Here is a 25757-nt window from a genome sequence, read left to right as displayed (position 1 = left end):
CACTTTTAATTCTGAAAAAGTATTTAATATTACTTGTTGCCATCTGTACGATACCTTGCCTTCAGGCTCCTATGTCTGATATGTCCGTTAATTTGAAAACTCATAAATGAGAAAGTTCAACGAAAAGAACATCCAGAAAAGAGGTTGGAGTTGCAGTAATGAGACAGGTTCAGGTGTTTAATAAGACACTGCTTTCCATAGCCGTGGTCACGGCTCTTGGGGGTTATAGTAAATGTTCACAGGCTCAATTCCTCGTGAATAACAAAGATTTCTTTAAAACAGTTGAAAAAGTAGATCTTTCCGGAATGGTAAAAGTTCGGAATGAAATGCTTTCTGATGATCCACTGATTAAACAGGCTGATAAGGCAGTTAAACGTTATGAAGTCTATAAAGTTAAACATGATGAAAAACAAACAGATGCAGAGCGTTTATTCATCAATGCCAGTTTCTGGAAGCAGCTTGAAATAGATGCACCTGATTTTTTATTGTTAAGTGAAAGAAGTGTATCTGCCGATGATCGCAAGCCAAAAGAGTCAGAGTCTTTGGTTAAGCGGGAAAGGGCCGTTTTGGGGAGAGCGCATAGTGCACTTGAGTCTTTGGGTGCAGCAGAGACGCAATCGAGCTTTAGTGGTCAAGATTATGGGCTTGATAAACACCTTTTTAAAAAAGACGGTCAAAGCCTTAATGAAGCCAGGAACGCCTACGTTAAAAGATTGGTAGAACTTGAAAATTTAGCACTTCGTGATGCCATTCTCGTTGAAAAAGAAGTTGTGGATGAATCTACCAGGAAAACGAAAAAGGTTAAGGTGGCTCCGGATGCAATCATACTGAAAGGTATCGATTTATCTGACGGGGGTGTCAGAAAAACAGTTCTTGAAAAGCTGACCAATGTTGAAGAAGTCTTTGAATTAAAGACAAATGGCAATGGTAAAGTGACCGGGCTGGGCTTTAAAACCAGAGTGTTGGAACTGGCGGATGTCAGCAGTGGTTTTAAAGAGGGAGAAAGAGTACCAGTGGTAGCATCAGCTGCAACTGAAGACGAGGCTGATGTTAAGGCATACGGCACAGTTGTTCTTTCTGGGAGATCCAGTGCGGTGCATGAAGGTTTCGGCACAAGTGAACGAGCACTTGATGCATTTGTTGCCAAAGAAGGTACATCGGTACGTATCGCAAAAGATGGTGCTATCCGATCTACGATCATCTATCTGAAAGGTGTTGATGATGTAACGGGTGTTGATGTCGAAGTTGACGGAAAAAAAACCAAGACTGTTGATACTTTTTTAGACTTGGTAGGAGTACTACCAGAGCAATTGGAAATTATGGAAGAAGCCATGAATAAGCATGGTAAAAAGGTCCATAAGCCAATTGCACGAAAAGCTGCGGTAGCAGTTATCGATGGGGCTAAAAAAGGTACTGTCAATCTGAAAGGCTATGAAGATATAGAGATCAAAGGCTCCAGGTTGGTTGTTCGACAAATCGGTGTTGCGGAAGATGGTGTTACTCCAGCATCCGCTAATGTCACTATCACAGACAGTGATATAACTGTTGATGCAGGGTCCGACGATACAGCAAATGCTGGAAAAGGCGTTGTGGCTGGTCAGAATATCGTTCTGAGTAATACTCATCTGAGTATGCAGGAAGAGAACAAGATTGCTCTGGAAAGCATTATTTCTGATGAGTTAGAAGGTAATGACAACACTAGGAAAATGAAACAGCCAAATTCAATTACGCTTACTGAAATCAAGGCTGTTCCCGTTAAAGGTCTTAATGCTCAGAAGGCAATGGAAGGCTCCATTGATGGTTTTGCAGAGCACGTTGTTGATGTTGAAGCTGAAGATGTACTTGATGTGTTTGAGGTTAGGAAAGGCTCTGTCTCACACGTCAGCCTTACTGATATTGAGAAAGTTCTGGTTGAAGATGGTCAACTGTATGCCGACGAAGTCAGCACGCTCGAAAGGCCACTGGTCTCGTTTGACCTGAGAGGAAAAGCGACCGTTCGATCAATGTCTAATGATGCGCAGCCTGTTTTCGTTATTAGAGACGCAGATGTAACTCTGGCTGTCGGGCAGGAAGTGTCCAAGGATATTCATGGTTTCAGACACTTTATTTTGGACGGTGGTACTTTAGAAGGTAGCCTACAAGGCTTTGCTGCTGAAAATGGCGATGAGAAAGATCCTGAACGCTTCACTGGTTCAACAGTTACTCTGAAAAAAGGTACTTTGAAGGGTGGTGAGATTGGCGGCGTTGTTGATGGGAAAGAGCGAGGGCACCTAAAGGAAGTGCTTGTAACGGGTCAGATTGATGTTAAGCCCGGCACTACTGAGCTGAGAACTTTGGATAGGGTAGCTACTAAAAAGTCTCAAATGCCTATCTTTCAATCTACTGAACTCAAGCAGGTCAAAGTGGTTGCTCCTTTGGTTGTCGATTCCAAAGGTAGTTTGAAACTCTTTAAGACGTTTAAGCAAAGCAAGCTGGATGAGAAAAATACCCCTGTTCTTGAGTCAGCACCTTCATTATTGGCAACGAAGGGTAAAACACTTGAGAAAGGTGCTAACCTGTTCCTTGTCGTGGATGGTGATGATAAATCACTGTCGTCTGTCCCCTATGTCAGTGTTGATGGTTCTTTGAAGTTGCAGGGACAGAACCAGATCAAACTTGATTTGACCAATAGCATTGACAGTAAGAAACGTTTTGAAAATGCCAAAAATCTTTATGAAGAAGCCAAGTCTGGTAAGCCTTTGACTACTTCGATTGCAGTTATTGAGGCCGATAAAGTAGAGGGTAGCTTTGTTGCTCCCGATACAGGTACCGTATTCATTGATGCTTCAGACAGTGGATTTGCGAAGAGTGAGAAGACTGGCAAGTCTGTATACTCTATTAATGTGAAGTATGATGACAATCCGGTTCAGAAATTGCGCTCTCAATATAGTCTGTCTGAAGATCAGGCAAAAATGTACATTGCTACCTATGAATCGGCATTGTCTACTGACAATATGGTTTCATCACAGTCTATGTTCAACCTTGTAACAATGGCGGAGCAGCAGGACATCAAGTTGTTTGCTGACCAGCAGTTGCCCGGTCTCAATAACGCAGTGGGTCGTGCTTCTGTAACTTTGCAAAATAAAGTTAATGAGTCGATTGGTCGTCGTCTCAACAGTAACCGTACTGGAGTTAATGCTGGCGATATGTATCAGTCTCAGGGGTTTTGGGCCGAGTATATTTTCAATAACGGAAAGCTTGATAATGATGAAGTTCTAAAAGGTTATCAAGCCAGAGTTAATGGAGTCACTCTTGGTGCTGATACCACGCTTAATGATCAGATGACGGTCGGTTTTGCCTTCACCTATGGTAATACAAAGGTTGAAACTAACGACATACATCGTGAAACAGCGACCGATACTTATATGGGCACCCTTTATACTGGATGGAATCAAAATAATTACTTCCTGGACTCAATGTTCAGTTATGGTAAGGGAGTCAATGAATACAAGCGTAAAGTTCAGCTGGAAAAGACTGCTTACAGAGGCGAAGCCGATAGCACTGTCTGGGGGGCACGTTTAGTAGCTGGCTATAACTATCAGATAAATCAGTGGGTTCTTCAGCCTCAGGTCACCTTTGGCTATAACAGTGTTAAATTTGATGATCTCACTGAAAAGCAAACAGGTGACTGGGCTCAGAAGCGTAAGATGAAGGAATTCGAAGTCATGGAGCTGGGTGCAGGTTTGAAGCTTATGGGTGATTTCGAGTTGGGTCGAGGTATTCTCCAACCTGAGTTTGTTTTGATGGGTTACCATGACTTTAAGGATGAAAAGCCTGAAGCAACGGTGACAATCCTTCAAGGCGGTAAAACCTTGACATTCACGGGTGCTGAACGTGAGCAAAATCGCTTCCTGGCCGGTTTGGGTGTTAACTACAAAATGGAAAACAACCTGAGCTTGAGTCTGCATTATGACAATAACTGGATGGGGGACTTCAAGGCGGATAGCTTGAATGCAACTATCCGTTATGATTTTTGATTGGTTGCAAACTAACGTCTAACCACCTGCGTCTTTAGTTGGACCTGAACTTTTTTAGCCCTGCCTGTGTGGGGCTTTTTTGTTGTTGTGCGTTGTTGTTCAAATGTGAAAATTGCCACAATACCGTTGACTCCTCGGGGTTAAATCTCTATAGTTCGCTCCCGTTGATGCAGCGTGCTCGTAGCTCAGCTGGATAGAGTACCTGGCTACGAACCAGGCGGTCGGAGGTTCGAATCCTCCCGAGCGCGCCACTCATTAAAACGGCAAGTGTCGCTAGTATAAGTTGTACCGGTGAGGTGGCCGAGAGGCTGAAGGCGCTCCCCTGCTAAGGGAGTATACGGTTTGTAGCCGTATCGAGGGTTCGAATCCCTCCCTCACCGCCAGTGAACAAGTTAGTATTACGCGCTCGTAGCTCAGCTGGATAGAGTACCTGGCTACGAACCAGGCGGTCGGAGGTTCGAATCCTCCCGAGCGCGCCATTTAAGAAGTTTTCAAATATGAGCGTCCGTAGCTCAGCTGGATAGAGTACCTGGCTACGAACCAGGCGGTCGGAGGTTCGAATCCTCCCGGACGCGCCAATTTGAAAGTTGGGTAACCCCATCAAAACAAAGAATATGACGGTGAGGTGGCCGAGAGGCTGAAGGCGCTCCCCTGCTAAGGGAGTATACGGTTTGTAGCCGTATCGAGGGTTCGAATCCCTCCCTCACCGCCATTCTGTATCTCTTAACTCATTGATTTATCAATGCTTGACTATTTAAACAACTCAAGTTACGCAGTTAGCAACCTCTTTCAAGTGCCTCAGAGAAGCTTTTAGCCTTGCCATATAAATTTTGGCTCTGAGCTGAAAGTGATTCCCTTTTGTTACGCGTTGCTCAGAATACAACGGCTTTCAAGTTCTACTTACAACAAATAGCATGGAGAATCAGCCCTAATCTGATCAGCCGCCGTTCTTTGATGGAGTTATTCAATGATCCAACTGAGAAAATGAGAGTCAATTTACTCATGAATCAGGGGACTGGAGCTTGGGTATGTTTAGCCGGACAGTAGTGAGAAATCATATCAATTTCCCAGATGAACTTTATTTATTAAAAATGATTCTATCTTCAATAAGAAGTCGTTTAAAAGTTGTTAACTTGCCTATAGGTGCATAGTTACGAAGGTGTAACCTCTGCTATAAAGACCTCTTAAAGAGATTTAAAAGCTGAATGTCGGAGCATTGCAACAAAGCTGCTTTATTCTGTCTACCCTGAAATTAATAAACTATAAACTGTTTTTTCGTGAATATAAGAGCGAAGGGAACTCGCCTTATTCTGTGCTTGAGTTGGCTGCACAGCACTTGGATCGAGTTTCCTCTTTTCCCTCAGGATTCAGAGAGTACAGAAATATGAATTCAAGCTCAGGAAACTCTGCACCTGCTATTGGTGAGATCTCAGCAGCGTCTGGTAAAGTGATCGCCATAAAGCCGGATGGAACCCAAATAGTTCTCGAGCCAGGGGACAAAGTTTTTCTTAATGATCGGGTCGTTTCAGAAAATGGTGATCTCGTTGTCATTACAACATCGAATAATCAGGTTCTGGAACTGAGTGGTCAGCAGCCACTTACTCTTACAGACAGTGTGCTGTCCGGTCAGGATACTGATATCGATGAAGAACAGGCCGAGGAAGAGCTGGCTGATGAAGAGGTTCGGGACGCTGTTGCTGAAGGAGCAGATCCCGGTTCTCCAACAGAAGCTTCAGCGGCAAAAGAAGATACCTCCGAAGAGAGAAGTCCTGACCAGACAGAACCCAGGCTTGCCCCATCAGATATCCCTGTTATCACGCTTGAAACTGATGACCAGTTAGATGAGGAATCCATTACCGAGTCTTCTGAGATCCTGACTGCCAGCAGCAGGCCTGTCACTAACGAAGTTGTTCAACAACAAGAATCTGAGAAAGAATCGGAGACTCCAGAGCCTGTCGTTATTTCGTACCAGCCTGTCGCTCAGGCATTGTCAATGGATGGTAATGAAGATTCACCGATCCTTCAGGGACAGCTTTCTGCGACAGATAATAGTGGTGGTGCTGGCGGAGCATTGACGTACTCTCTGGTTTCTGCAACGGAAGCAGGTTCAATAAATATAAGTGGTGACGGCTCTTTTGAGTTCAAGCCTGGAGCAGACTTTGACTATCTGGCAAAGGGTGAAAGCCAGACTGTTACTTTTGTTTTTGAGGTTATCAATTCACAGGGAAACAGAAGTCAGGCATCCGTAGGCATCACGATAGAAGGTGTCAACGATACGCCTGAAGTAGAGGCTCCGATTGTTCTTGATCTAAATCAGAATGACTCTGGCATTAGTCTGGATCTTTTACAAAAAGCCAGTGATAAGGATCTGGACGATGAATTGTCTGTTACCAGCCTTCGTCTGGTTTCTGGTAACGAAGCTGGCGTCAGTGTGACCGAAGAAGGATCAGAGCTGGTTATTGATCCGGAAGCTTATAAGTACCTAGCCGTTGGCGAGATGGAAATCATCACCTACGAATATCAAGTATCGGATTCACAGGGAGATTTTACGACCCAAACCGCCAGCATCACCCTGGCAGGAAGTAATGATGACCCGGTAGTTCAAAATGCAATTTTATTGAGGACTAACCAGAATTCGCCATCAAAGAGTATTGATTTGTTGGCAGGTAGTACTGATGTTGATCAGACCGACACCTTAGATGTTGTGAACCTCCGACTCACCGCCGGTGATCCGGTTGGCATCAGTATCTCGGAGGATGGTAACAGCCTGTCTCTGGATTCGTCCGCTTATAACTATTTGGCGGCAGGGGAATCAGAAAGAATTGATTACAGCTACGAAGTTGACGATGGTCATGGGGGAACGGTTAGCCAGAGTGCTTCAATAACCATTGAAGGCCTCAACGACGCTCCCACTATTAGCAATGCCACTGATGTTGCCGGTGCAGTCACCGAGATTGTCGACGGGGGTGCCGGTGAAAACAGCAACAGCCTGACCGACACTGGCTCGTTCACCATTGCTGATGTCGATCTGAGTGACCAGCAGACTGTCAGCGTCAGTGCCGGGGCTAATGGTTATCTGGGCAGCCTGACGGCCACCGTGGCGGATGACACCCAGGGCGACGGCAGCGGTCGGATTGACTGGAGTTTCAGCGTTGATGATGCCGACATCGATTACCTGGGCGCCGGTCAGACTCTGACTCAGACCTACACCGTCACAGTTGACGATGGTGAAGGCGGTACCGTTGATCAGCAGGTGACTATCACCCTGACCGGCACCAACGACGCACCTACTATTACCAGTGCCACCGATGTTGCCGGTGCAGTCACCGAGATTGTCGACGGGGGTGCCGGTGAAAACAGCAACAGCCTGACCGACACTGGCTCGTTCACCATTGCTGATGTCGATCTGAGTGACCAGCAGACTGTCAGCGTCAGTGCCGGGGCTAATGGTTATCTGGGCAGCCTGACGGCTAGCGTGGCAGATGACACCCAGGGCGACGGCAGCGGTCGGATTGACTGGAGTTTCAGTGTTGATGATGCCGATATCGATTACCTCGGCGCCGGTCAGACTCTGACTCAGACCTACACCGTCACAGTTGACGATGGCGAAGGCGGTACCGTTGATCAGCAGGTGACTATCACCCTGACCGGCACCAACGACGCACCTACTATTACCAGTGCCACCGATGTTGCCGGTGCAGTCACCGAGATTGTCGACGGGGGTGCCGGTGAAAACAGCAACAGCCTGACCGACACTGGCTCGTTCACCATTGCTGATGTCGATCTGAGTGACCAGCAGACTGTCAGCGTCAGTGCCGGTGCTAATGGTTATCTGGGCAGCCTGACGGCTAGCGTGGCAGATGACACCCAGGGCGACGGCAGCGGTCGGATTGACTGGAGTTTCAGTGTTGATGATGCCGACATCGATTATCTGGGCGCCGGTCAGACTCTGACCCAGACCTACACTGTCACAGTTGACGATGGCGAAGGCGGTAGCGTTGATCAGCAGGTGACTATCACCCTGACCGGCACCAACGACGCACCTACTATTACCAGTGCCACCGATGTTGCCGGTGCAGTCACCGAGATTGTCGACGGGGGTGCCGGTGAAAACAGCAACAGCCTGACCGACACTGGCTCGTTCACCATTGCTGATGTCGATCTGAGTGACCAGCAGACTGTCAGCGTCAGTGCCGGGGCCAATGATTATCTGGGCAGCCTGACGGCCACCGTGGCAGATGACACCCAGGGCGACGGCAGCGGTCGGATTGACTGGAGTTTCAGTGTTGATGATGCCGACATCGATTACCTGGGCGCCGGTCAGACTCTGACTCAGACCTACACCGTCACAGTTGACGATGGCGAAGGCGGTACCGTTGATCAGCAGGTGACTATCACCCTGACCGGCACCAACGACGCACCTACTATTACCAGTGCCACCGATGTTGTCGGTGCAGTCACCGAGATTGTCGACGGGGGTGCCGGTGAAAACAGCAACAGCCTGACCGACACTGGCTCGTTCACCATTGCTGATGTCGATCTGAGTGACCAGCAGACTGTCAGCGTCAGTGCCGGGGCTAATGGTTATCTGGGCAGCCTGACGGCTACTGTGGCGGACGACACTCAGGGTGACGGCAGCGGCCGGATCGACTGGAGCTTCAGTGTTGATGATGCCGACGTCGATTATCTGGGTGTCGGCCAGACCCTGACCCAAACCTACACCGTGACTGTTGATGATGGCGAAGGCGGTACTGTCGATCAGCAGGTGACTATCACCCTGACCGGAACCAACGATGCGCCTACCATCAGCAGCGCCACTGATGTCTCCGGTACAGTCACCGAGATTGTCGACGGTGGCGCCGGTGAGAACAGTAACACCCTGACCGACAGCGGCTCGTTCACTATTGCCGATGTCGATCTGAGTGATCAGCAGAGTGTCAGTGTCAGTGCCGGGGCTAATGGTTATCTGGGCAGCCTGACGGCTACTGTGGCGGACGACACCCAGGGCGACGGCAGCGGCCGGATCGACTGGAGCTTCAGTGTTGATGATGCTGACGTCGATTATCTGGGTGTCGGCCAGACCCTGACCCAAACCTACACCGTGACTGTTGATGATGGCGAAGGCGGTACTGTCGATCAGCAGGTGACTATCACCCTGACCGGAACCAACGATGCGCCTACCATCAGCAGTGCCACCGATGTCTCCGGTACAGTCACCGAGATTTTCGACGGTGGCGCCGGTGAGAACAGTAACACCCTGACCGACAGCGGCTCCTTCACTATTGCCGATGTCGATCTGAGTGATCAGCAGAGTGTCAGTGTTAGAGCCGGGGCTAATGGTTATTTGGGCAGCCTGACGGCTACTGTGGCGGACGATACTCAGGGTGACGGCAGCGGCCGGATCGACTGGAGTTTCAGTGTTGATGATGCTGACGTCGATTATCTGGGTGCCGGTCAGACTCTGACCCAGACTTATACCGTCACTGTTGACGACGGCGAAGGCGGTACTGTCGATCAGCAGGTGACTATCACCCTGACCGGAACCAACGACACGGCGGTGATCACCGGCGCTGATACCGGCAGTGTTACTGAGGACGCTGGCAACACTCTGATGACTTCCGGTATTCTGTCTGTCACCGATGTTGATGGCGGTGAAGCCAGTTTCACCCCAGAGACCGTCACCGGTAGCTACGGTTCATTGACTATTGATGGCAGTGGTAGCTGGAGCTATTCGGCGGATAACAGTCTATCGGCTATCCAGACCTTGGGGGATGGTGACACCTTGACTGAGACGGTGACAGTCAAGTCCCTGGATGGCACTACCCACGATATTGTTATCACCATTAACGGCACCAACGACACAGCGGTGATCACCGGCGCTGATACCGGCAGTGTTACTGAGGACGCTGGCAACACCCTGATGACTTCTGGCAGTCTGACTGTTACCGATGTCGATGGTGGTGAAGCCAGTTTCACTGCGGAGACCGTCACCGGTAGCTACGGTTCATTGACCATTGATGGCAGTGGTAGCTGGAGCTATTCGGCCAGTAACAGCAATGCTGACATCCAGGCTCTGGGAGATGGTGGCACCTTGACGGAGACTGTGACAGTCAAGTCCCTGGATGGCACTACCCACGATATTGTTATCACCATTAACGGCACCAACGACACGGCGGTGATCACCGGCGCTGATACCGGCAGTGTTACTGAGGACGCTGGCAACACTCTGATGACTTCCGGTATTCTGTCTGTCACCGATGTTGATGGCGGTGAAGCCAGTTTCACCCCAGAGACCGTCACCGGTAGCTACGGTTCATTGACTATTGATGGCAGTGGTAGCTGGAGCTATTCGGCGGATAACAGTCTATCGGCTATCCAGACCTTGGGGGATGGTGACACCTTGACTGAGACGGTGACAGTCAAGTCCCTGGATGGCACTACCCACGATATTGTTATCACCATTAACGGCACCAACGACACAGCGGTGATCACCGGCGCTGATACCGGCAGTGTTACTGAGGACGCTGGCAACACCCTGATGACTTCTGGCAGTCTGACTGTTACCGATGTCGATGGTGGTGAAGCCAGTTTCACTGCGGAGACCGTCACCGGTAGCTACGGTTCATTGACCATTGATGGCAGTGGTAGCTGGAGCTATTCGGCCAGTAACAGCAATGCTGACATCCAGGCTCTGGGAGATGGTGGCACCTTGACGGAGACTGTGACAGTCAAGTCCCTGGATGGCACTACCCACGATATTGTTATCACCATTAACGGCACCAACGACACGGCGGTGATCACCGGCGCTGATACCGGCAGTGTTACTGAGGACGCTGGCAACACCCTGATGACTTCCGGCAGTCTGACTGTTACCGATGTTGATGGCGGTGAAGCCAGTTTCACCCCAGAGACCATCACTGGCAGTTACGGTTCATTGACCATTGATGGCAGCGGTAGCTGGAGCTATTCGGCGGATAACAGTCTATCAGCTATCCAGTCACTGGGTGATGGTGACACCTTGACTGAGACAGTGACAGTCAAGTCCCTGGATGGCACTACCCAAGATATTGTTATCACCATTAACGGCACCAACGACGCGGCGGTGATCACCGGCGCTGATACTGGCAGTGTTACTGAGGACGCTGGCAACACCCTGATGACTTCCGGCAGTCTGACTGTTACCGATGTTGATGGCGGTGAAGCCAGTTTCACTGCAGAGACCATCACCGGCAGTTACGGTTCATTGACCATTGATGGCAGCGGTAGCTGGAGCTATTCAGCGGATAACAGTCTATCGGCTATCCAGTCATTGGGGGATGGTGACACCTTGACTGAGACAGTGACAGTCAAGTCCCTGGATGGCACTACCCACGATATTGTTATCACCATTAACGGCACCAACGACGCGGCGGTAATCACCGGCGCTGATACCGGCAGTGTTACCGAAGATGCTGGCAACACCCTGATGACTTCCGGCAGTCTGACTGTTACCGATGTTGATGGCGGTGAAGCCAGTTTCACTGCAGAGACCATCACCGGCAGTTACGGTTCATTGACCATTGATGGCAGCGGTAGCTGGAGCTATTCGGCGGATAACAGTCTATCGGCTATCCAGACCTTGGGGGATGGTGACACCTTGACTGAGACGGTGACAGTCAAGTCCCTGGATGGCACTACCCACGATATTGTTATCACCATTAACGGCACCAACGACACGGCGGTGATCACCGGCGCTGATACCGGCAGTGTTACTGAGGACGCTGGCAACACCCTGATGACTTCTGGCAGTCTGACTGTTACCGATGTCGACGGTGGTGAAGCCAGTTTCACTGCGGAGACCGTCACCGGTAGCTACGGCTCATTGACCATTGATGGCAGTGGTAGCTGGAGCTATTCGGCCAGTAACAGCAATGCTGACATCCAGGCTCTGGGAGATGGTGGCACCTTGACGGAGACTGTGACAGTCAAGTCCCTGGATGGCACTACCCAAGATATTGTTATCACCATTAACGGCACCAACGACGCGGCGGTGATCACCGGCGCTGATACTGGCAGTGTTACTGAGGACGCTGGCAACACCCTGATGACTTCCGGCAGTCTGACTGTTACCGATGTTGATGGCGGTGAAGCCAGTTTCACCCCAGAGACCGTCACCGGTAGCTACGGTTCATTGACTATTGATGGCAGTGGTAGCTGGAGCTATTCGGCGGATAACAGTCTATCAGCTATCCAGTCACTGGGTGATGGTGACACCTTGACTGAGACAGTGACAGTCAAGTCCCTGGATGGCACTACCCAAGATATTGTTATCACCATTAACGGCACCAACGACGCGGCGGTGATCACCGGCGCTGATACTGGCAGTGTTACTGAGGACGCTGGCAACACCCTGATGACTTCCGGCAGTCTGACTGTTACCGATGTTGATGGCGGTGAAGCCAGTTTCACTGCAGAGACCATCACCGGCAGTTACGGTTCATTGACCATTGATGGCAGCGGTAGCTGGAGCTATTCAGCGGATAACAGTCTATCGGCTATCCAGACCTTGGGGGATGGTGACACCTTGACTGAGACGGTGACAGTCAAGTCCCTGGATGGCACTACCCACGATATTGTTATCACCATTAACGGCACCAACGACACGGCGGTGATCACCGGCGCTGATACCGGCAGTGTTACTGAGGACGCTGGCAACACCCTGATGACTTCCGGCAGTCTGACTGTTACCGATGTTGATGGCGGTGAAGCCAGTTTCACTGCAGAGACTATCACCGGCAGTTACGGTTCATTGACCATTGATGGCAGCGGTAGCTGGAGCTATTCAGCGGATAACAGTCTATCGGCTATCCAGTCATTGGGGGATGGTGACACCTTGACTGAGACAGTGACAGTCAAGTCCCTGGATGGCACTACCCATGATATTGTTATCACCATTAACGGTACCAACGACGCGGCGGTAATCACCGGCGCTGATACCGGCAGTGTTACTGAGGACGCTGGCAACACTCTGATGACTTCCGGTATTCTGTCTGTCACCGATGTTGATGGCGGTGAAGCCAGTTTCACCCCAGAGACCGTCACTGGCAGCTACGGTTCATTGACCATTGATGGCAGTGGTAGCTGGAGCTATTCGGCGGATAACAGTCTATCAGCTATCCAGTCTCTGGGGGATGGTGACACCTTGACGGAGACGGTGACAGTCAAGTCCCTGGATGGCACTACCCACGATATTGTTATCACCATTAACGGCACCAACGACGCAGCGGTGATCACCGGCGCTGATACCGGCAGTGTTACTGAGGACGCTGGCAACACTCTGATGACTTCCGGTAGTCTGTCTGTCACCGATGTTGATGGCGGTGAAGCCAGTTTCACCCCAGAGACCGTCACCGGCAGCTACGGTTCATTGACCATTGATGGCAGTGGCAGCTGGAGCTATTCGGCGAGCAACAGCCATGCTGACATTCAGGCCCTGGAGGTTGGTGACACCTTGACTGAGACTTTGACAGTCAAGTCCCTGGATGGCACTACCCACGATATTGTTATCACTATTAACGGCGCCAACGACGCGGCGGTGATCACCGGCGATGATACCGGCAGTGTCACTGAGGATGCGAGCAACACCCTGATGGCTTCTGGCAGTCTGACTGTTACCGACGTCGATAGTGGTGAAGCCAGTTTCACCCCAGAGACCGTCACCGGCAGCTACGGTTCATTGACTATGGCCAGCGACGGCAGCTGGAGCTATTCGGCCAGCAATAGTCAGGCTGACATTCAGGCTCTGGGGGATGGTGACACCCTGACCGATACTGTCACCGTGAAGTCCTTGGATGGCACAACCCACAATATTGTTATTACCATTAACGGCACCAACGACGCGGCAGTGATCACCGGCGCTGATACCGGCAGTGTTACTGAGGACTCCAGCAATACCCTGATGACCTCCGGCAGCCTGACTGTTACCGATGTTGATGGCGGTGAGGCCAGTTTCACCCCAGAGACCGTCACCGGCAGCTACGGTTCATTGACTATGGCTAGCGATGGCAGCTGGAGCTATTCGGCCAGCAACAGTCAGGCCCTGGGGGATGGCGACACTCTGACCGATACTGTCACGGTGAAGTCCCTGGATGGCACTACCCACGATATTGTTATCACCATCAACGGTACCAACGATGCTGCGGTGATCACCGGCGCTGATACCGGCAGCGTCACTGAGGATGCGAGCAACACCCTGATGGCTTCTGGCAGTCTGACTGTTACCGACGTCGATAGTGGTGAAGCCAGTTTCACCCCAGAGACCGTCACCGGCAGCTACGGTTCATTGACTATGGCTAGCGACGGCAGCTGGAGCTATTCGGCCAGCAACAGTCAGGCCGACATTCAGGCCCTGGGGGATGGCGACACTCTGACCGATACTGTCACGGTGAAGTCCCTGGATGGCACTACCCACGATATTGTTATCACCATCAACGGTACCAACGATGCTGCGGTGATCACCGGCGCTGATACCGGCAGCGTCACTGAGGATGCGAGCAACACCCTGATGGCTTCTGGCAGTCTGACTGTTACCGACGTCGATAGTGGTGAAGCCAGTTTCACCCCAGAGACCGTCACTGGCAGCTACGGTTCATTGACTATGGCTAGCGACGGCAGCTGGAGCTATTCGGCTAGCAACAGTCAGGCTGACATTCAGGCTCTGGGGGATGGTGACACCCTGACCGATACTGTCACCGTGAAGTCCTTGGATGGCACTACCCACAATATTGTTATTACCATTAACGGCACCAACGACGCGGCAGTGATCACCGGCGCTGATACCGGCAGTGTTACTGAGGACTCCAGCAATACCCTGATGACCTCCGGCAGCCTGACTGTTACCGATGTTGATGGCGGTGAGGCCAGTTTCACCCCAGAGACCGTCACCGGCAGCTACGGTTCATTGACCATTGATGGCAGTGGTAGCTGGAGCTATTCGGCCAGTAACAGCAATGCTGACATCCAGGCTCTGGGAGATGGTGGCACCTTGACGGAGACTGTGACAGTCAAGTCTCTGGATGGCACTACCCACGATATTGTTATCACCATTAACGGCACCAACGACACGGCGGTGATCACCGGCGCTGATACCGGCAGTGTTACTGAGGACGCTGGCAACACTCTGATGACTTCCGGTATTCTGTCTGTCACCGATGTTGATGGCGGTGAAGCCAGTTTCACCCCAGAGACCGTCACCGGCAGCTACGGTTCATTGACCATTGATGGCAGTGGTAGCTGGAGCTATTCGGCGGATAACAGTCTATCGGCTATCCAGACCCTGGGTGATGGTGACACCCTGACCGAGACGGTGACAGTCAAGTCCCTGGATGGCACTACCCACGATATTGTTATCACAATTAACGGCACCAACGACACGGCGGTGATCACCGGCGCTGATACTGGCAATGTTACTGAGGACGCTGGCAACACCCTGATGACTTCCGGCAGTCTGACTGTTACCGATGTTGATGGCGGTGAAGCCAGTTTCACTGCGGAGACCGTCACCGGTAGCTACGGTTCATTGACCATTGATGGCAGCGGTAGCTGGAGCTATTCGGCGGATAACAGTCTATCGGCTATCCAGACCCTGGGGGATGGTGACACCCTGACCGAGACGGTGACAGTCAAGTCCCTGGATGGCACTACCCAAGATATTGTTATCACCATTAACGGCACCAACGACGCGGCGGTAATCACCGGCGCTGATACCGGCAGTGTTACTGAGGACGCTGGCAACACCCTGATGACTTCCGGCAGTCTGACTGTTACCGATGTTGATGGCGGTGAAGCCAGTTTCACTGCAGAGACCATCACCGGCAGTTACGGTTCATTGACCATTGATGGCAGCGGTAGCTGGAGCTATTCAGCGGATAATAGTCTATCAGCTATCCAGTCTCTGGGGGATGGTGACACCTTGACTGAGACAGTGACAGTCAAGTCCCAAGATGGCACTAACCACGATATTGTTATCACCATTAACGGCACCAACGACGCGGCGGTAATCACCGGCGCTGATACCGGCAGTGTTACCGAAGATGCTGGCAACACCCTGATGACTTCCGGCAGCTTGGCTGTCACCGATGTTGATGGCGGCGAGGCCAGTTTCACTGCAGAGACCGTCACCGGCAGCTATGGTTCATTGACTATGGCCAGCGACGGCAGCTGGAGCTATTCGGCCAGTAACAGCCATGCTGATATTCAGGCCCTGGGGGATGGTGACACCTTGACCGAGACTTTGACGGTCAAGTCCCTGGATGGCACTACCCACAACATTGTTATCACCATCAATGGCACCAACGACGCGGCGGTGATTACCGGCGCTGATACCGGTAGTGTTACTGAGGACGCGGGCAACACTCTGATGACTTCTGGCAGTCTGACTGTTACCGATGTTGATGGTGGTGAAGCCAGTTTCACCGCAGAGACCGTCACCGGCAGCTACGGTTCATTGACTATGGCCAGCGACGGCAGCTGGAGCTATTCGGCCAGTAACAGCCATGCCGACATTCAGGCCCTGGGGGATGGCGACACCTTGACCGAGACCATCACCGTGCAGTCCCTGGATGGCACTACCCACAACATTGTTATCACCATCAATGGCACCAACGACGCGGCGGTGATTACCGGCGCTGATACCGGTAGTGTTACTGAGGACGCGGGCAACACCCTGACGACTTCCGGCAGCCTGACGGTCACCGATGTTGATGGTGGTGAAGCCAGTTTCACCGCAGAGACCGTCACCGGCAGCTACGGTTCATTGACTATGGCCAGCGACGGCAGCTGGAGCTATTCGGCCAGTAACAGCCATGCTGATATTCAGGCCCTGGGGGATGGCGACACCTTGACCGAGACCATCACCGTGCAGTCCCTGGATGGCACTACCCATAATATTGTTATCACCATCAACGGCACCAACGACGCGGCGGTGATTACCGGCGCTGATACCGGTAGTGTTACTGAGGACGCGGGCAACACCCTGACGACTTCCGGCAGCCTGACTGTCACCGATGTTGATGGTGGTGAAGCCAGTTTCACCGCAGAGACCGTCACCGGCAGCTACGGTTCATTGACTATGGCCAGCGACGGCAGCTGGAGCTATTCGGCCAGTAACAGCCATGCCGACATTCAGGCCCTGGGGGATGGCGACACCTTGACCGAGACCATCACCGTGCAGTCCCTGGATGGCACTACCCATAATATTGTTATCACCATCAACGGCACCAACGATGCGGCGGTGATCACTGGTGCTGACACAGGCAGTGTCACTGAGGACGCGGGCAACACCCTGATGACTTCCGGCAGCTTGGCTGTCACCGATGTTGATGGCGGCGAGGCCAGTTTCACTGCAGAGACCGTCACCGGCAGCTACGGTTCATTGACTATGGCCAGCGACGGCAGCTGGAGCTATTCGGCGAGCAACAGTCAGGCCGACATTCAGGCCCTGGGGGATGGTGACACCTTGACCGAGACTTTGACGGTCAAGTCCCTGGATGGCACTACCCACAACATTGTTATCACCATCAATGGCACCAACGACGCCGCGGTGATCACCGGCGCTGATACCGGCAGTGTCACTGAGGATGCTGGTAACACGCTGACGACCTCGGGTAGCCTAACTGTCACTGATGTTGATGGTGGTGAAGCCAGTTTCACCCCAGAGACCGTCACCGGCAGCTACGGTTCATTGACTATGGCCAGCGACGGCAGCTGGAGCTATTCGGCGAGCAACAGCCAGGCCGACATTCAGGCCCTGGGGGATGGTGACACCCTGACCGAGACGGTGACGGTGAAGTCCCTGGATGGCACTACCCACGATATTGTTATCACCATTAACGGCACCAACGATGCACCTACTGCTGCGGATAATAACCTAAGTCTCAGTGAGGCGGGACAGCATACCTTTACCAATGCAGAATTCGGATTCAGCGATGTGGATTCCGGGGATAGCCTTGCTTCCATTGCCTTGACGTCACTGCCCACTACGGGGAGCCTGACGTTGAACGGCAGTGCTGTCTCCGTTAACCAGGTGATCAGTGCCGGAGATATCCCCAACTTGGTGTTTACTGCAGATGCCAGCATTAACGGTAGCCACCATGGCAGTATAGGTTTCAAAGTGAGTGATGGTGCACTGGAGAGCAGCGCCCATACCATTGACTTTTATACACCGCCTAAAATTGATTCGGTGATGCTGGATGGCAGTTTCCAGCCTGTAATCACAGGTACCGGTCAACCAGATGCCGTCCTGAATTTCACTATTAATGGTAACAATTACAGTGCATCGGTTGGCAGTGATGGTAACTGGAGTTTCACGCCCTCGTTAACACTGAACGATGGTGATCCGCTGAATATCAGTGTTACCTCTACGGAAGCAGGTGGTATTGCCAGTTCTGCGACCACTTATAGTGCAAATGTTAGCCGTGGTGACGCTCAGGATAATACCGTAACAGGCGGCAACAACACTGACTTTATGTATGGTGATGCAGGTGCGGATGTGCTCACTGGTGGTGAGGGCGATGATTGGTTAACGGGTGGTAGTGGTCAGGATCGTTTTGTCTGGCAGGCTGGCGATGGTGGCTCGGCCGGTGATCCGGCCATTGACCGCATTACCGATTTTTCCGTCGGTGCCGGTGGTGACATTCTCGATTTGCACTCCCTTCTCAGTGGCGAGGAAAATACCACCGCAGATCAGTTTATTCATTTCCGCACAGAAGGCAGTGATACCATCATTGATGTCAGCGTTGTTGCCGGTGGTGATGTAATACAGCAGATTGTGCTGGAAAACACAGATCTCTCGCCGCTGGGTAATACGGACCAGGAAATTATTGAGCAGCTACTGAGCGATGGTCAGCTCACCCTTGCCCGAACCATTGCCATTGATAACAACATAATGGGTGACAACCAGATCAGCGCTGCCGAAGAAGGTGCCGTTCTCGTTTCCGGTGTTGGTGAGCCTGGTGCTTCCATTCAGGTCGAAATTGAAGACACATCAGCTGCGACTGTCTCCGCCACCGTCACGGTTAGACTGGATGGCACCTGGAGTTTGGCGGGTAGCGAACTGGATGTCAGTGCTCTGTCTGACGGCCAGCTCGATATTACCGTTACCCAGACTGACAGTGCTGGCAATGTCACAACGGATAATTCAACCGTCATGTTCTCCGGTACTGCTCCCACCCTGTCCTCTGCTGAAATCGTGGCCAATACCCAGAATCTGGTGCTGACTTTTAGTGAAAATATGGACAGGGACAGCACCCCTGATCTGGCTGACTTTGATGTAGCCATTGATGGTAGTGCTGTCAATGTTCTAAACATCTCCTACCTCAACGATACCCAGATTCGCCTCAGTCTTGACACTGCGGTCAGTCCCTCGGGCAATTTGACGCTTGATTACACACCGGGCAGTAATGTTCTTCAGGAACAGGTAGGGATCAACCCGTTTGCGGCATTGAGCGGTTTTTCAGCCACGGTGACACCTGATGTTTCAGCAGCAGTCCGCCAGAATATGACAGTAGAGGGTGACCAGCTGATCGTTGAGTATAACGAAGCACTTGACCCTGGCAGCGTTCCTGACAACAGCGCCTTCACTCTGTCTCTGGTGGGTGGCGGCAGCCGCACGGTATCAAACGTCAGCATTTCCGGTAGCCGAATGACATTGACCCTGGACAGCCCGGTTGGCGATTCAGATATCGTTCAGCTGTCCTATAGCGTGGTGGATGCCAGCAATAATGGGGGTGGTCCCATTCAAGATGCCCAGGGCAATGATAGCAGTGATTTCACTAGTGCTCTGGTTGAGAATAATACCGACACCTCGGTACCCACACTCAACAATGCTGTGGTAGACGGTGATACCCTCATCCTGACTTACTCGGAGGATCTGAACGAGAGTGTCAGCCTGACCGGTATTCTGGATGTTGAAGTGGCGGGTGCCAGCAGGTCGATCAGCAGTGCCTCGATCAGTGGCAATCAGGTGACGGTGCAGCTGACCAGTCCTGTGGCAGACGGGGAGTCGGTGACGTTCAGTTACAGTCCGTCCAGTGCTGACAGCAGTAGTAACAACGACCGGGTCGAAGACTTGCGAGGCTTTGATGCCGCTGCCCTCAATCATGGCGACGTGACCGTCACCAATATCACGGATACGATTTCGCCCAGCCTTTCCACCGCCGAGGTGGATGGTAACACTGTGACATTAACCTTCAGTGAGGCATTGAATGGTAATGCCACCATCAACCCCTCCCTGTTCAGTATTGTCGTAGATGGGCAAAGTGAATCGGTCAGTAGCCTTGCCATCAACGGCCAGCAACTGACCCTGACGCTCTCCAAAGCGATTACCGATGGCCAGTCGGTGACTCTGGATTACACTCCGCCCGCTGCGGGCAGTGCTCTGGACAATGATCGCCTGGAAGACCTTGTCGGCAATGACACTTCTTCGATATCCAGCTTCTCCGTCGACAACGTGACCAACAGCGGTGGTAACCCGGAAGTCGTGCGCCTTTACAGTGATGACGCGGATCAGTGGTATCGCGATGGTGACACCATTACCGTCAAAGTAGAGTTTTCTGAGCCAGTTCAGGTGACAGGGAACCCAACCCTGCAGCTGGAAACAGGAACCATTGATCGCCTTGCTACCTACAGCGGTGGGACAGGAACGAATGTCCTGTTATTTACCTACACGGTGGCTAACCCTGATGAGTCTGCCGACCTCAATGCATTATCTACCTCTGCACTGGATCTTGGTGGCGGTACGATTGCCGACCTTTTAGGTAACAACGCAGACTTGCTCCTGCCTGAGCTGAATGAAGCCGGAGCCCTGGCTCAACAAAACGACATCAGGATTGATACGGTGTCTCCTACCGTAGGGCTCAGCAGCAGCTCAGCCAGTTCAGCGGGCATTCTGACGCTCTCCGGCGATGGTTTCAGCTCACTGCTGTCACCAGGTGAGTCTACCGATACCGATCTGACTGGCAGACTGGACTGGTCAAAACTTTCATGGCGGGTTGTAGACAATAGCGGTAGTAACACAGATATCAGCTTTAGCGCTGCTGATATTGAATCCGCTCTGGCCGTGAACGATCAACAATTGAACATCAAGATCAGCAGTAACAAGCTTGCCAGCATGCGTGCCACTTCAGGCTATGGTAACGAGGAAGGTCAGGATCTGATCCGGATTACCAGTGATGGCTTCTTCCAGGATGCGGCTGGTAACACCATGAACGATGGCAACAGCGCTGGCGTGGAGATCTTCATACTGCCTCCTGATGGTATTGCACCTTCTATCAGCGGTGTCACCAGCCTGACAGCGGATGGGGAATACGCAACGGGTTCCGTTATCCGTTTGCAGGTGAGCTTTGATGAGGCCGTGGAGGTGACGGGTACGCCGGTACTGTTGTTGGGCACTGGTGACAATATCTCTGCTGCCCGGTTCAGTTCCGGGTCTGGCACTCAGGAGCTGGTGTTTGAGTACACCGTTCAGCCAGGAGATGAGGCGCCTGACCTGGATGTGCTCAGTGCCAGTGCCTTGCAGCTTAATGGTGGCACGATTAAAGACCTCTCGGGCAATGCCGCTGTGCTGACAGTACCTGTTGCCGCCAATAGCGATTCACTGGCCAGTACGGCGGATATCTTGATTGATGGCTCCGCCCCTGATGTGTCGATTACCGGGGTGACTCTGGCTCCCGAAGGCGCCAATGATCAAAAGCTGACCATCAATGGCAGTGGTTTTGATGCGTTACTGGGCAGTGGCGAATCCGTTGGCCTGAGCCTGACAGGAGACGAGCTGTCACGGTTTGACTGGAGCAAGCTGTCTATAAAACTGAAACAGCCTGATGGTAGCTTTGAAAGTGTCAGTCTTGACGCCTCCGATATTGGTTCAGTAGAGATTCACAACAACCGGCTTGAGATTGTCATTGATGAAGGCGTCAACAAGGTACTGGACAACAACGGTTTCAGTACCGTATCAGGTGACACAGCACTGGACATCAGTCAAGGCTTTATGGCTGACCGGGCGGGCAACCGATCTACTACCGATGCCCTTGCTGATCAGGCGGTCACTGTCACCAGCAACGGCGCTACGGTTCTTAATGTTTCCTCCGACACCGTAGACGGAAGCTATCAGGCCGGTGATGAGATTCTGATTCGCGTTCGGTTCAGTGAAAAGGTCTCGCTGCAAAATTACGACGCCAACAATGATCCTCTCTTGTTGTTGCTCAATGACAGGCAGCCGACCCAGGCCGATCCTTATGGGGGTAATGCCGTTTATGTCTCCGGTGATGGCACTAGGGAGTTTGTGTTCCGCCACACCGTGAGTGCCGGGGAAAACATTGATGACCTTAACTATCGTGATACCAGTTCCCTGACATTCAGTAACGGCGTTTCAGGTTCGTCGGCTGTGAGTTCCCTGGTCAACGGTGCTGGCAGCAGCGTCAGCCTGACATTGCCCGGAACCGCCAGCACTGAATCACTGGCAGGTAGCAGTGACATTGTTATTGACACAGATGCAGCTACCACCACCATCACCAGTGCCGCCTACGATGAAAACAACAATCAGCTCCTGCTGAAGGGAGCGGACTTTGATCAACTGCTGAACAACAGCGAAAGTGCCACCGCCGATCTTTCAGGCAGGCTGGACTGGAGCAAGCTGGTGATTGATATCGACAAGGATGACGGTATCACACAAAACATCAGCTTCTCTGCCAATGATGTGACGGTTGCCCGTCTGGCGGGAACGGATACCCTGTCGATCCAGTTGACTGACGCCAAGGCTGCTGAACTTGAGGGTATTTTTGGTTACAAGGGCTCGGAGGACGGTGTTGATATCCAGGCGGGATTCCTGAGGGATCTGGCGGGTAACGAAGGGGCAGCGGCAGTCAGTGACCTGACCCTGGATTACGCCGATATTGCTGCTCCGACAGTGGTGCAGGTAAGTTTTGAAGATCCTGGTCGATTTATTAATGGCGATGAGGTGGTCATTCTTATCCAGCTGAGTGAGTCTGTGTCCATCACTGGTATTGACGCCTCTGATGCCAGCACCTACCCAACCCTGACACTTGATAACGGCGCTGTGGCCACCTTTGACAGTGGTGCAGGTACCGATACATTGAGGTTTGTCTATACCGTTGGCTCGGGCAACAGTGAAAACACCCTGGGGCTTAACTATGCCTCGGATACGGCACTGACCATACCTGCTGGAGTCATGGTCTTTGACTCCGCAGGGAATAACATGCTGACCACGCTGCCTTCGGTTAACAGTAACGATGCCCTGGCCCAGACAGGCAATGCCATCATTGACGTTAATGCTCCAGAAATTACCTCAGTCGACAGCCTGACCTCGGATGGCCCTTACAATGAAGGCAAGGTGGTTCAGATCGAGGTATCTTTTACCGAAGCTGTTGATATTACAGGAATTCCAGCCCTTAACCTGGATACCGGAGGTCAGGCCACCTACTCCAGTGGTGCCGGAACAGATAAGCTGGTGTTCAATTACACGGTTGGCAGCGGTGAGGATAGCTCTGACCTGGATGTCAGCAGTCTGGATTTGTCAAATGGCAGCATTACAGACCTCGCCGGTAATTCTGTTGATGTCAGTTCGCTACCAACTGGAGCAGATGTTAATTCTCTGGCGAGCAATGCTGCACTTGAAATTGATACCACTGATCCTTCTTTGCCTGGTCTGGGTGCCGTCAATATATGGGCAGGTAATAGCGGCCACCCAGGTGCAATATTTATTTATTCGGATGGCTTTAATACGCTTAATTCAAACGAAGTTAGTCAGATGACTCCGGACTGGAGTAAGCTGTATGTCGAAAATAAAGATACGGGTGATCGGCATTACTTCAAGGATGGGGATTTTGCGACGGACAGTTTTTCACGGCACAATTCCATTCAGTATGAGATGAATATAGAGCTGACCCAGGAAGGTGGCGAGTCCTTTAAAGAAAATTTCCGGGGTTATACCGACTGGCCTGATAAGCTCGTAGTGCATGTTGAGGAAGGCTTTTTGGTGGATCGTGCAGGAAACGATTATGCTTTTTCATCCCCACAAAATGGTTTGGATATGGAGGTGCTGCACCATTTGGATTCTGGAGGGAAATCATCCATTCAGAATAATGAAATTACTGATATCCGTGTTGTTTCAAATAACGATACTTACAAGGCGGGTGAAGAGCTGCTGATTCAAGTGGACTTTAACCATGTCGTTAAACTGAATTACAGTACAACCCCAGAACTGAGATTTGATATTGGTGGCGTTCAGCGTTCAGCGGTACTTGATACTTCAGCCCACCCGACCAGTGAATACAATAACAGCTTTTTGTTCCGATACACTATTCAAAGTGGTGACAACGTCAGTGGCAGTATTTCCCTTGCGGCGTCCAACCCGATTGACACGGTGTTTAAGGAACCTGATAGTTACGGATGGTCTAGTGGTGAGGTCAGTGTCAACTCAGATCGAAACATAACCCTGACACCGCCTTCAGGAGCAGGTTCTCTGGATAACAACAGTTCAGATCTGATTATTGATACGACCGCTCCTCTTACCACCATTGCATCGGCCAGTTATGACCCCGATACCAATCAGCTGGAGCTGTCGGGTTCAAACTTCAATGATATTTTAAGTGGCAACACCGCCGCTGACAGTGCTGAGTTAAGGCTGGTGCTGGACTGGAGCAAGATCAGTTACAAGGTCGATGGATCATTGACCGAGAGCTTCACTGAAGATGATGTACTGTCCGCCAAAGTGTTGGATAACAACAAACTCGTTATTGAGTTGGCAGCGGCCAAAGCTGATAGTATTGAAACCAACTCCGGTGGTGATTATAGCGATGATACGCTGGATGTCTCCGCCGGATTTATAAAGGATCTGGCTGGTAATGAGTCTACCACCGACGCGCTTTCTGCAGGCAGCGTGACTCAGGCGGATTTGAAAGCACCTGATTTAACCTCATCCCTGGCGTCCAGTAATGAACTGGTGCTGGGCTTCTCCGAAGCCATTTCCGGCTCGCCCTCGAACTCTGACTTTACCGTTCAAATTGACGGCAGTGCACGTCTGGTGACTGGAGTTGCCATAAGCGGTCAAGAAGTTACCGTGACTTTTGATGGTGCCCAGATTGACGGTTCAGAACAGTTATTGTTCAGTTACACCGGCAGTAGCCTGAGTGACAGCAGTGGTAATGATGTGGTCACCATCAGTGACCGGGTGGCAGGCTTTGACCATAGTTCCAGTGCCGGTTTGGATACTCTGATTGGCGATATCGGGGACGATATTTTCACCATTGACCATGACGATGTCACTGCTTCTGGCGGCCTGGGGGCTGATATCTTTGATTTTAATGCCACCGGCACTGCGCAAAACCCTGCCGAGCTGATTATTACCGATTTCAACACCGATGAAGGCGACGTGTTGAAGCTGGATGATATTCTGGTGGATCCAAGTGACAGCCTTGATGAGCATTTCCATTTTGTTGCCAGCGGCAATGATACCGTGATGGAAATCAGTGACACGGCCAATGGCGATGTCACGAAGAAAGTTACGTTCAAGGAAGTTGACCTGTTCGCCCTGGGCGGCAGTGATGCTGATATTCTTAATAACCTGATGGATAACAATAATCTCGATCATGGTACCAGTCCTTAGACTGGATATTTAATAGAGTGTCAAACTTATCGTTCTGTTATTTTTTCGAATGACACATTCTGTTGCCCTGTTCGTATATTGCG

2 protein-coding genes and 5 tRNA genes are annotated in these 25757 nt (G+C 51.5%); all 7 read left to right on the top strand.

Features of this window, described 5'->3' with window-relative positions:
• Positions 1–158: 158 nt before the first annotated feature.
• The 7 genes from ACO6V5_RS07470 to ACO6V5_RS07440 all read left to right on the top strand — a co-directional run bounded on the left by ACO6V5_RS07470 (position 159) and on the right by ACO6V5_RS07440 (position 25674).
• Complete coding sequence (locus ACO6V5_RS07470) at positions 159–4016, top strand: autotransporter outer membrane beta-barrel domain-containing protein (protein WP_422441794.1); 3858 nt, start codon at positions 159–161, stop codon at positions 4014–4016.
• 174 nt (positions 4017–4190) lie between these two features.
• Positions 4191–4267 (top strand) — tRNA-Arg (locus tag ACO6V5_RS07465).
• Positions 4268–4306: 39 nt separating this feature from the next.
• Positions 4307–4399: transfer RNA gene (locus ACO6V5_RS07460), tRNA-Ser, on the top strand.
• Between the two features lie 19 nt (positions 4400–4418).
• Positions 4419–4495 (top strand) — tRNA-Arg (locus ACO6V5_RS07455).
• A gap of 22 nt (positions 4496–4517) precedes the next feature.
• Positions 4518–4594 (top strand) — tRNA-Arg (locus ACO6V5_RS07450).
• A gap of 41 nt (positions 4595–4635) precedes the next feature.
• Positions 4636–4728 (top strand) — tRNA-Ser (locus tag ACO6V5_RS07445).
• 672 nt (positions 4729–5400) lie between these two features.
• Positions 5401–25674 (top strand): VCBS domain-containing protein, encoded by a 20274-nt coding sequence (locus ACO6V5_RS07440; RefSeq protein ID WP_422492076.1) that lies wholly within the window; start codon positions 5401–5403, stop codon positions 25672–25674.
• Positions 25675–25757: the final 83 nt, after the last annotated feature.

Source organism: Endozoicomonas sp. ALD068 (assembly GCF_049310145.1).
Taxonomy (GTDB): domain Bacteria; phylum Pseudomonadota; class Gammaproteobacteria; order Pseudomonadales; family Endozoicomonadaceae; genus Endozoicomonas_A.
Note: the sequence above shows the minus strand (reverse complement) of the source record. Positions and strands in the feature narration are given on the sequence as shown.

Excerpts from the sequence above, each read along its gene's own strand:
- ACO6V5_RS07470 (WP_422441794.1), top strand. The coding sequence starts at position 159 with ATGAGACAGGTTCAGGTGTTTAATAAGACACTGCTTTCCATAGCCGTG.
- ACO6V5_RS07440 (WP_422492076.1), top strand. The coding sequence starts at position 5,401 with ATGAATTCAAGCTCAGGAAACTCTGCACCTGCTATTGGTGAGATCTCA.